The organism is Gemmatimonadota bacterium, from assembly GCA_016209965.1.
Lineage (GTDB): Bacteria > Gemmatimonadota > Gemmatimonadetes > Longimicrobiales > RSA9 > JACQVE01.
Genome location: JACQVE010000322.1, coordinates 1 through 10,277, shown reverse-complemented (window position 1 = coordinate 10,277; position 10,277 = coordinate 1). Strand labels below are relative to the sequence as shown.

Here is a 10,277-nt window from a genome sequence, read left to right as displayed (position 1 = left end):
GCGTAGAATTGGACGACCTCTTCGCGATCCTGATCTTCGTCTTCATCTTCGTGATCGGCCCGCTGCTGCAAAGCCGGGCGCGCAAGAAGAAGTCTCGGGCGCAGCCGCCCCAGCGCCCGCGCACGATCGAGCGGGCGCCCGGCCCACGGCCGGCGGAGTGGGAGGCAGACGAGGCAGACGCCGAGACACCTGGCTGGGTGCCGGCCCCGGCCGCGCCCGGCCCCAGCCCCGAGACCGCTCGCCCCTACGGCAGGGCGGCGCGCGGCGGCCAGCCCCCGCCGGCCGCCGCTGACATGATCCCCGACGAGCTGTGGGAGCTGCTCACGGGGGAGCGACGTCGCCCGACCCCCGCGCCCACGCCCACCGGCCCGGGTCGGCTCGAGTCCGCCGAGTCCCCCGAGGAGGCCGAGGCGGAGGAGTGGGGGATCGACGCGGAGGAGGTACCCGCGGGGGAAGAGGTTGCGGAAGAGGTGCTCCGCGAGGAGGCGCAGTCCCTCGAGGAAATCCCCGCGCCCGCCCAGCCAGTGATCGTCTCGCTGGAAGAACTGGCGCCACCGGCCCAGCGCCACGCCGCCTTCCATTCCCGCCTCGATCAGTCCGCGCCGCTCACCCTTGCCCCACGGCCACGCCCCAGCGCCAGGCGCCGGATCCTCCGGAGCGGCGGCCGCGACGACCTGCGGCGCGCCATCCTCCTGCGCGAAGTGCTCGGTCCGCCCAAGGCCCTCGAATAACTGGTGGAAGGGCCTGGAGGAAGCTTCGGATTCGGGGTATAATACATAATCCTGGATCGCCCGGGTGGCGAAATCGGCAAACGCGACGGACTCAAAATCCGTTGCCCGCAAGGGCTTGAGAGTTCGAGTCTCTCCCCGGGCATTCGGCCGCGCAGTCAAACCCACAAACCACTGCCTGAGGGCGGGCCGGCAGCTTCCTCCTGAAGCTGCAGCCGCCAGGCGGTCGCACGGCCGCCACGACCCGGTCGTGGTCAGCCCGGTTCCCCCAGCTCCCGGCGCGCGTCATGTACCAGGAAATTGCCGTACTCGACTGGATCCTGAGTCTGGCTAACCTCAGCCAGCGGGCCCTGCTGCTCACGGGGATCGCGGGCGGGTGCCTGCTCCTGTGGATGCTCCTCATGAGCCTGGGCGTCCGCCAACTTTACGTCTACGTGATCCCCGCTCTGGGCGTGCTCGGAACCCTGGTCATCCGCCACTTCAGTCTGCCGGAGCAGGCGTTCGTCTCCATCCGCTACGCACAGAACCTGACGCAGGGACTGGGACCGACCGAGCGACTCGAGGGCTACATCAGCCCGTTGTGGCTGTGGCTGCTTTCCCTGGCCGACCGCATGGACATGGATCCGCTTTACGCGAGCTACTTCCTGACCATCGCCTTCGTCATCCTCATGTTCGCGTTTACCGTGTACATGGTGCAGCACCACGAGTACCGCGACCAGTTCCTGGTGGTCGGCATCGTGGTCATGCTCTTTGCCGTGAGCCAGACGGTCGTGGACCATGTAGCCCAGGCGCGGGGCGACGTGGTCATGTTCACGGCAATCCTGTCCGTGGCCTTCCTGATCGATCGCCACAAGCAGTTCATGGTCGAGACGCCCAGCAAGCTGGTTGCGATCCTCTTCGGATTGGCCTACATGGCGAGGCCGGAGGCGGCCCTGGTGTTCGCGGGCATGACGATCTACTACTTCTGGGACCCGCTCCGCGTGGACGTGAAGCTGGTGCAGCAGGGGCGGAAAGCGGTCGCGGTGCCCGGCGCCCCGGCACCGTTGCCCACGCCGCGCCTGGCCGCCTCGACCGAGTCGCCCCCGCCGCCGACCGACGAGCCCGACCCCCTGCTCTTCCCCGGTATGGCCGTGGCGGAGGGTTCTCTAGCGCCGGTGGCGCCGGGCGTGGATCCCTTTGCCGCCGCGCTGGGCGCTCCTCCGGCCGGGCCCATCATCGATGTGGATCCCTTCTCCTCCGCCCTGGCCGGGCCAGAAGCGCCGGCGCCGCCAGCAGCGCCGCGGCCAACCCCTCCAACCCCTCCGGCGGCAACCGAGCGGGAGGCCGAGAAGCTGGAGGGAGAGAGGTGGGAGGGCGAGAAGCGGGAGGGCAAAAAGAAGCCCAGGAAAGGCGACAAAGCTGCGGCCGGCGGGAAGGTGCAGCAGCACACGGGCGCCGACTGGTTGGCGATCTTCTTCTGGGTGATCGCGTTCGCGCTGGTCGTGGGCCCGTTCGAATACTGGCGCCACAAGACCTACGGCAGCTTTGCGCTGCAGGGCCTCGCCTTCACGAGCGTCAGCCTGGAAAGCGTGCGCAACGCATTCTGGTACACAATGGACCTGCTGGCTGACCCGTCTACCGCTTTCCTTGCCACTCTCGCCATTGCCGGCTACGCCCTCACGGTCTCCGAGGGCCAGACCTGGAAGTACGTGGCCGTGGTCGTGCCCTGGCTGCTCTACCTGCTGTACAATCAGGGCAGGGGCCTACCGCCCGGGCTCCTGCTGCCACTGCTGCCACCCGCACTGGCGCTCGCGGCCAAGGCCCTGGACGCCATCATGAGCGAGATCGATTCGCGGCCGCGCTCGGCCCTGCTCGGCGCGCTGCTGGTGCTCCCAGTGCTCCTGTACAACTACAAGCACACGGGGACCCGGCCGCTGGAAGAGCAGGCGCGCTTCGCCCATCTGGGGATGTACCTGCGCCGCGTGGCGCCGCGCGGAGTGGCTGTTGCCTCTGATGCGGCCGGCGCGATCCCGTACTTCTCCGAGCTGCAATTCGTGGACATGTACGGCATGGATGGCGACAGTTCCCGGCCTTCGCTCAACGCCTCGGGCCAGCCGGCCCACCTCATCTACAACGCCGAGTACATTACCGCGCTTCGCCCGGCCTACATCTTCCCCGCCCCCGTGATGGCGCCCCAGACCCGCTATCCGCCGCTCGACTGCAACGGCTGCCTCGAGCTTCGCGAGGCGCTGCGGCGGACCCTCGAGTCGCCCAACGGGCGACGGCTCGGACTGTCCGACGAGTTCTGGAAGCTGTATAGCTGGGAAGTCGAACCGGCAGTGTTCATGGGGGGACGCCGTGGCGAGCTCGCCGTCGGCTACTTCCGCCTCAGGAGTATGCCGCGACTGGTCGAACAGAAGGTCCCCGAAGCCGAAGCTGCCCCCGCCGCGGAAACCACGCCCGTAGACGCGCCGCCCGCCGCGGCCGGGATGAGTGGCCCCGCCCGGCAGCCCAGGCCCGCTCGGCCGCCCGCGCCCGGCGCCGACGGCACGGGACCGGGCGGGGCGTAGCCCGCCCCGCAACGCTTGCCTCTGCTGCTGCCGGCACGCCTTGCGCCGGACAGCCGCATGGCCGGCCCTCCGCTTGCCCCAGCGTCGGCGGGTCGATAGCTTGAATAATTATACGGTCTGGCCCGGATGCCGGGAGCCGGGGGGAGACCGACGGCGCGCCGTCCCGGCGGCGGTCACCGGAGGCGATTCGGAGGCGGAATGTCTGCGTGGAGAGCCATCGAGGAAGCGGAGCGCTGGGGCGCGAGCAATTACCACCCCTTGCCCGTGCTGCTGGAGCGAGGGGCGGGCGCGTGGGTTTGGGATGTGGAGGGGAAGCGTTATCTGGACATGCTGTCCGCCTATTCGGCGTTGAACCAGGGGCACCGGCACCCCCGGATTCTGGCGGCGCTGCGGGAGCAGGCGGAGCGGTTGACGCTCACCTCGCGTGCCTTTCACAACGACCAGTTGGGGCCCTTCCTGCGTGAGCTGTGCGAGCTGGCGGGCTACGAGAAGGCGCTGCCCATGAACACGGGTGCCGAGGCGGTGGAGACGGCGCTCAAGGCGGCGCGGAAGTGGGGGTACGAGGAGAAGGGAGTCCCGGAGGGTGAGGCGGAGATCATTGTATGTGAAGGGAACTTCCACGGGCGGACGACGACGATCGTGGGCTTCTCATCGGAGGAGCTGTACCGCCGGGGCTTTGGCCCGTTCACGCCGGGCTTCCGCCTGATTCCGTATGGTGACGTGGCCGCGCTCGAGGCCGCGATCACGGAGCGCACGGTGGCGTTCCTGGTCGAGCCGATCCAGGGGGAGGCAGGCGTGGTCCTGCCGCCAGAGGGCTTTCTGCGGGGCGCGGCCGCGCTCTGCCGGGAGCGGGGCGTGCTGCTGGTGGCCGACGAGATCCAGACAGGGCTAGGCCGCACGGGCCGGCTCTTCGCCTGCGAGTGGGAGGGTGTCCGCCCCGACCTCGTGATCGTGGGGAAGGCGCTGGGTGGCGGCGTCTACCCTGTTTCCGCCCTGCTGGCGGATGCCGAGGTGATGGATGTGTTCACGCCCGGTACGCACGGCTCTACCTTCGGCGGCAACCCTCTAGCGGCGGCCGTGGCACGGGCTTCGCTGCGCGTGATCGTGGAGGAGCGGCTGGCGGAGCGTGCCGCCCGGCTCGGTGCCTGGTTCATGGAAGAGTTGCGTCGCATACCTTCGCCTCATGTGGCGGAGGTGCGGGGCCGCGGGTTGCTGATCGGCGTCGTCATCCACGAGGACTCCGGTCCGGCCCGCGCGTTCTGCGAGGCGCTGATGGAGCGCGGCATCCTGGCCAAGGAAACGCATGACCAGGTGGTGCGTTTCGCGCCGCCGCTGGTGGTCGAGCAGTCGGAACTGGCAGAGGTGCTGCCCGCTATCGCCGAGGTGCTGCAGGCAGCGGTGCCACAACCGGGGTAGACGGCTTATGGCCACGACCCTGACGCACCGGATCATTTCGGAGCATCTGGTCGGCGGCAGGATGGAGCGGGGCGAGGAGATCCAGGTCCGGGTGGACCAGGCCCTGCTCCAGGACGCGACGGGCACGATGGCGTGCCTTCAGCTCGAGCAGCTGGGCGCGGCCGCCGGTCCGCTGGCAGCAGAAGGGCAGGAAGCGGCGCGGACGCTGGGACACCTCGAGGCGTTAGGGGTGGACCGCGTGCGCGTGCCGCTTGCGGTCCAGTATGTGGACCACAACATCCTGGCCATTGATTTCAAGAATCCAGACGACCACCTCTTTCTCGAGACCTTCTGCGCCCGCTACGGCATCTACTACTCCCGGCCGGGCAATGGCATCTGCCATTACCTGCATGTCGAGCGGTTTGCCAGGCCGGGCGAGATCCTGATCGGCGCGGACAGCCACACTACGACCTCCGGTGCCTTGGGCATGATCGCCATTGGTGCGGGGGGACTCGACGTGGCCGTTGCCCTGGCCGGCTACCCCTTCGCGCTGCACATGCCCAAGGTCGTGGGGGTGAGACTCGAGGGAGAGCTGCGGCCGTGGGTGCAGGCGAAGGATATCATTCTCGAGCTGCTGCGTCGCCGAGGGGTGCGCGGTGGGCGCGGCTGCGTGTTCGAGTTTTGCGGTCCCGGAGTGGCCGGCCTGAACGTGACGCAGCGTGCGACGATCTGCAACATGACGGTGGAGACGGGCGCCACGACCGGCGTTTTCCCCTCGGACGCGCAGGCGCGCGCCTGGCTCGAGTATCAGCGTCGCGGGGAGCAGTGGGTCGAGCTGGCGGCGGATCGCGGTGCCCGCTACGACGAAGAGGAGGTCATCGAGCTCGACCGGCTCGAGCCGCTGATCGCGAAGCCGCAGAGTCCCGGCAACGTGGTGCCGGTGCGGGAGGTCGCGGGTCTCGAGGTCCGCCAGGTGTGCGTGGGCAGCTCGGTGAATTCCGGCTACCAGGATCTGGCCCTGGTTGCGGAAGTGCTCAAGGGGAAGATGGTTCCCCCCGGGGTGTGGCTCACGGTCACGCCCGGCTCGCGGCAGATCCTTGACATCATTGCTGCCACCAGCGCGTACCGTCACCTGATTGCTGCCGGGGCGCGCATGCTCGAGCCCGCCTGCGGCCCATGCGTGGGCATGGGGCAGGCGCCCCCGTCCGGCGCTGTTTCGCTGCGCACCTTCAACCGCAACTTCCCGGGGCGCAGCGGCACGGACAACGATCAGGTGTACCTGTGCAGTCCGGCGACGGCAGCGGCCACGGCGCTGAGGGGCGTGATCACCGACCCTCGAGATCTGGGCGAGGAGCCCGAACTGCCGCCGCTGCCAGCCCAGCCCTTCATTCACGATGGCAATATCGTGCCGCCTCCGTCGGTCGAAGAGGCGCGAAAGATCGAGATCGTGCGGGGGCCGAATATCCAGACGCCGCCGCCGCAGCAGCCGATGCCGGAAGAGCTCGTCGGCCGTGTGCTGATCGTACTTCCCGACGACGTCAGCACGGGTGACCTGGCGCCGGACGGCGCCATCGTCATGGCCTTTCGCTCGAATGTTGCCGCCATTGCCAGCTTCACGCTGCGCCGCTTCGATTCGCACTTCGCCGGTCGCGCCCGGGAGTGGGGCGGCGGCTTCATTGTCGCGGGTCACAACTACGGCCAGGGATCGAGCCGCGAGCACGCCGCACTGGCGCCCAAGTACCTGGGTGTGCAAGCCGTGATCGCACAGTCCTTTGCCCGCATCCACCGGCGCAACCTGATCGCCCAGGGCATCCCGCCGCTTAGCTTTGCCGAGGATGCGGACAAGGATCGCGCCAGGCAGGGAGACACCTGGGTGATCAGTAATATCCGGCGGGCCCTGATGGACGGGCAGGAGGAGATCCCGGTTCGGCTGCGGGACGCGGGTGTGGAATTCGTCGTGCTGGCCCACTTCTCCGAGCAGGAGCGGGAAGTACTGCTGGCCGGTGGGCTCATTGCCGCCCTGCGCGGCGGCGCGCTGACTCCGATCGGCGTGACCGAGGGTGCCAGCGGCGCGGTGGATCAGGGCTCGCTCGTGACCAATCCGATTCAGGAAGAAGAAGTGCGCTAGCTTTCCTCAAAAGAGCTTGATCCGGGCACCTGCCCAGGCCGTGTGGCCCAGGTGCAGCAGGCGCGACTTCGATTCGGTGGCGCAATTCTGCTCGGCCGTGCACCCCTCGACACGGCCCACGGCGGTGTAGCGGGCGCCGGCCAGCCGGTATTCGCCGAACCAGCGGAGCCCCGGCCGCACGGCCCAATCGGCGCCGACGTATCCTTCCCCGCGCAACGCGAACTGACGCTGCACCTGCGCGGCCACGTTCACCTTCGGCTCTAGCCACAGCAGGCCGGCCCCGGCGCCGGCATACGGCCGGATCCGCCCGCTGCTCCGCAAGAGCAGCCGCAGCCCGCCAGTGAGCCCCAGGTGCTGGCGGATCTCGGCGGCGTCGGCATCCCCCCGCGCGTAGGCCAGCAGCCACGGGGTGCGGCGGACCTCGAGCCCCACGGCCAGTTGCAGTCCTGGGTCCGCGTCCAGGGCATCCCCCTGGAAGGGCGTGTCCTCGACGGGAGCGATGGCTCCCCACCCGAATGCCATGGTCAATGACTGGTATGCCTCGCCCTGCTGCGCCGGCGCCGCCAGCGGCAGCAGGATCGTCAGCAGCAGCGCGAAGCCCGGTGGCGTGAGGGCACGTACAGGCATCGGGGTCTCTCTGGGTATCCTTGAGGCAGCGCGGCCGGCTGGGCTGCGCTGGCCGGGGTGCGGCGGTCCCCGGATGACAGCCGCCCACCGGCCGGCCTCGAGCCGGCGGCTTCAGGGGCGAAGTTAGCCGGTTCTGCTGCGGGGCATCAACCCTTGGCCGTGGCGGCCTGCTCCGGCTCGGCCGCGGACCAGGCCGCCTCCGCGGGTCGAGAAAAATGCCCGTGGTTCTATGTGGGTGGCGGTTTCTTACCCTTGTTGCGCCCGCGCTCGGCCGGCGGCAGGAGACCGGGCGCGAGGGGTGGTCCCTGGCGGCCGCCGCCGCGCAGCTCGCCGCGTGTGCCTCCGAGTGGCACGGGCGGGAGAGCGGACGCGGGGGAGCGCCCGGCGCGAACGGCGGCGGCAACGGCGGCGGCCGCCTGGGCGGGAAGCGTGCCCTGTCGGACCAGCCGCGCCACCGCGGCGGGCAGCTCGTGGAGCTCGGCTGGATTCGCGCCCCTGCTGCGCCAGGCAGTCAGCACTTCGAGGGCGGCCTGCACGGGCACGCCGGCCTCGAGCAGGTCGGCCAGGGTGTGGGCGGCGAGGGCCACGGGCTCATCGGGGCGCGCGCCGCTGACCAGCGCCTTCACGGTGGACTCGGGCACGCCGCGCTGCAGGGCATCGGCCACCGCGGTTACGTCGGCGGGGCTCGCGGCCCTCCCCTGGAGCAAGGCCTGGGCGCGGCCCAACTGTTCGGCCCGAAGCCGCACGACCGCGAGGATGCGCTCGGCGGGTACGCCCTTGGCCGCACCCTCCAGCGCTTTGCTCACCAGGGGCTCGGTGGGCAACCCGCGCGCTCGCGCGGCGGACACCGTGCGCTCGAGCTCCCGCGCGGCTTCGGGCGGAAGCGAGGCTCGGGCCTGGGCAAGGCCTGCCGGCTCCTGCGCCGCGGCCACCCGCATCACTCCGCCCGCGGCGATCGGCGCCAGCGCGGCGGCCAGCAGGGTCAGCAAGCTGAATGCTATACGCTTCATGGCTGCTTCCATTACGAGCGCTCCGGGGCGCCCGGCAAGAGAGTTGACCCGGGACATTACGTGTCCTCGACCACGACCGTGGCGTTGCGCTGGCCCCAGCCGTCCTCGACCATGCCCGGCGCATCATCAGGAACCATCCAGCGCTGCCCGTCCAGCACGAACGAGAAGTGGTAGACTCCCGGCGCGAGCACCAGCTCGAGGACCCACTCGTTCCCCTGCCGGCGCATGGGCCGGGGCTGCCAATCGCTGAAATCACCGGCCAGCCCGACCTGCTCCGCATGCTGGCGAAGTCGGAACACCACCCGCCGCCCTTTGCCGGCCTTCGCTCCCACCTCGACTACGCTGGGCGCCGATCGGGTCGCGCTGCGCCCCACGCGCCAGCTCAAGCCAAAGCTGGCCGTGGCGCTGCCCCGGGTCCCGTAGAGCGGATCGGTCACGGTCTTGCCGACATTCAGGTAGGCGTAGAGGTCGGGTCTCAGGGACACGCCCAGGCCTGCATGATAGCCGCCCTCACTGCCGGCCGGCGTTCGCCACAGCCGGATGCCCGCACCGCCCTCGAAACGGCCGGCCGTGAAGGTCAGGCCCGCCGATCCGCCGCGGTAGTCACCATCGGCCGGGCCGTTGACCGCACGGTAGCGCTCGCCCGCCAGGCGCAGCCAGACGCCTCGATCGAGCGGGGCCAGGAGCTCGATCGCCCCACCCGTCACCTGCAACCGGCCATCACGGCGCTCGCCGCTTTCGAGTGGCCCCAGCAGCCCGGCCCGCTCGCCAGCCGTCGCGCTTTCCCACCCCCCGCGCGTCAGGTTACCCTGGATGCTGAGCGTCGCAGAGCCTAAGGTTGCGCCCAGGCGGGGGCGCAATTCCAACCCGTACGCCTGGTATTCGAAGGGCTCCACGTAATTCAGGCCGAAGGCGTTTGCGCCCGCGGCCAGCGTGAGCCCTCCGGCGCGGCCACCCAGCTCACCGCCGATCATCCCGCTCAACCAACTGCCGCTCTCCGCATCGGTGCTGCGCCCGCCCTGCGCCGAGAACTCCAGGGAAGCACGGCCATCTACGCGCACTCGCGCGCCCAGCAGCCCGTGGGTGCCGGCCCGGCCGTCGGCTGCATCGGCGGGCGGCCGGGCGTGCGAAGCGCCGGCGTCCAGCCAGAGGCTGACCTGCTGCGCGAACGCCGCGCGCGGACCTTGCGCCAGCACGCCCCCTGCCAGACCCAACGCAAGGAGCGCGCGGTGTCGCCTCAGGAGGCCCTCCCGGTCGGCGGCGCCACGGCAATGAGCGCGTTGCGCATGCCAAAGCCATCATCCACGTAGCGCTCCGCTCGAGGGTCCGTCAGCCAGCGTGCGCCATCTACCAGGAACATGTATTTGTGAAGCCCGGGCTGCAGCGCGAACAGACCCGTCCAGACCCCGTCGCCATCCGCGTCGCTCAACGGGTAGCCGGCGGACTGCCAGCCATTGAAATCGCCTGCCACCGCCACCGAGGTCGCACTCTCGGCAGCAAACACGAACTGCACGTATACCACCGGAACCGCCCCACCCGTAAACTGGGCGGCCGCGCCTGGCCCAGCGGCACCCGTCCCCGGTAGCGGCGGCCTCGCACCCGGCCAGATCCAGAAGAGCAGGAGCGCGGCCGCGCCAGCCAGCATGACTCCGATCGGCCGCAGGCGCACGGGTTGGGGGTGGAGCAGCCACTCCCAGGCCGCGCGCCAGAAGGTAGGCGCAGGCGGAGCGGAGAGCGCGCTCATGACACGCGCTGCCAACCACGCCGGCGCCCGCTCTGCCCTCAGCTCGGCGGCCGAGGCGAGCAGAGCCTCCCATTCCCCGGTTTCCTGGCTCAGCTC

General features: G+C 70.1%; 8 protein-coding genes and 1 tRNA gene. 5 read left to right on the top strand and 4 right to left on the bottom strand.

What is annotated here, in order from left to right:
* The first annotated feature begins 8 nt into the window (after positions 1-8).
* The 5 genes from HY703_12840 (at position 9) to HY703_12820 (ending at position 6,800) form a co-directional block, all read left to right on the top strand.
* Positions 9-731 (top strand): hypothetical protein, encoded by a 723-nt coding sequence (locus HY703_12840; GenBank protein ID MBI4546078.1) that lies wholly within the window; start codon positions 9-11, stop codon positions 729-731.
* 58 nt (positions 732-789) lie between these two features.
* A tRNA-Leu gene (locus HY703_12835) sits at positions 790-873 on the top strand.
* Between the two features lie 142 nt (positions 874-1,015).
* Positions 1,016-3,277, top strand: coding sequence for a hypothetical protein (locus HY703_12830; GenBank protein ID MBI4546077.1), 2,262 nt, complete (start codon positions 1,016-1,018; stop codon positions 3,275-3,277).
* A 198-nt stretch (positions 3,278-3,475) separates the two neighbouring features.
* Positions 3,476-4,693 (top strand): ornithine--oxo-acid transaminase, encoded by a 1,218-nt coding sequence (gene rocD / locus HY703_12825; protein MBI4546076.1) that lies wholly within the window; start codon positions 3,476-3,478, stop codon positions 4,691-4,693.
* 7 nt (positions 4,694-4,700) lie between these two features.
* Entirely contained in the window at positions 4,701-6,800 is a 2,100-nt protein-coding gene (locus HY703_12820; GenBank protein ID MBI4546075.1) for an aconitate hydratase, read from the top strand.
* Positions 6,801-6,806: 6 nt separating this feature from the next.
* Here the strand turns inward: HY703_12820 and HY703_12815 are convergent, their stop codons facing one another.
* From HY703_12815 to HY703_12800, 4 genes are all read right to left on the bottom strand, one after another.
* Positions 6,807-7,427 carry a hypothetical protein gene (locus HY703_12815; GenBank protein MBI4546074.1) on the bottom strand — a complete coding sequence of 207 codons (621 nt, stop codon included), beginning with the start codon at positions 7,425-7,427 and terminating at the stop codon, positions 6,807-6,809.
* A 227-nt stretch (positions 7,428-7,654) separates the two neighbouring features.
* Positions 7,655-8,437, bottom strand: coding sequence for a hypothetical protein (locus tag HY703_12810; GenBank protein MBI4546073.1), 783 nt, complete (start codon positions 8,435-8,437; stop codon positions 7,655-7,657).
* Between the two features lie 56 nt (positions 8,438-8,493).
* Positions 8,494-9,633 carry a hypothetical protein gene (locus HY703_12805; protein ID MBI4546072.1) on the bottom strand — a complete coding sequence of 380 codons (1,140 nt, stop codon included), beginning with the start codon at positions 9,631-9,633 and terminating at the stop codon, positions 8,494-8,496.
* 41 nt (positions 9,634-9,674) lie between these two features.
* Positions 9,675-10,277 (bottom strand): isoamylase early set domain-containing protein (locus tag HY703_12800; GenBank protein MBI4546071.1); only part of this gene is annotated, 603 nt, incomplete at its 5' end.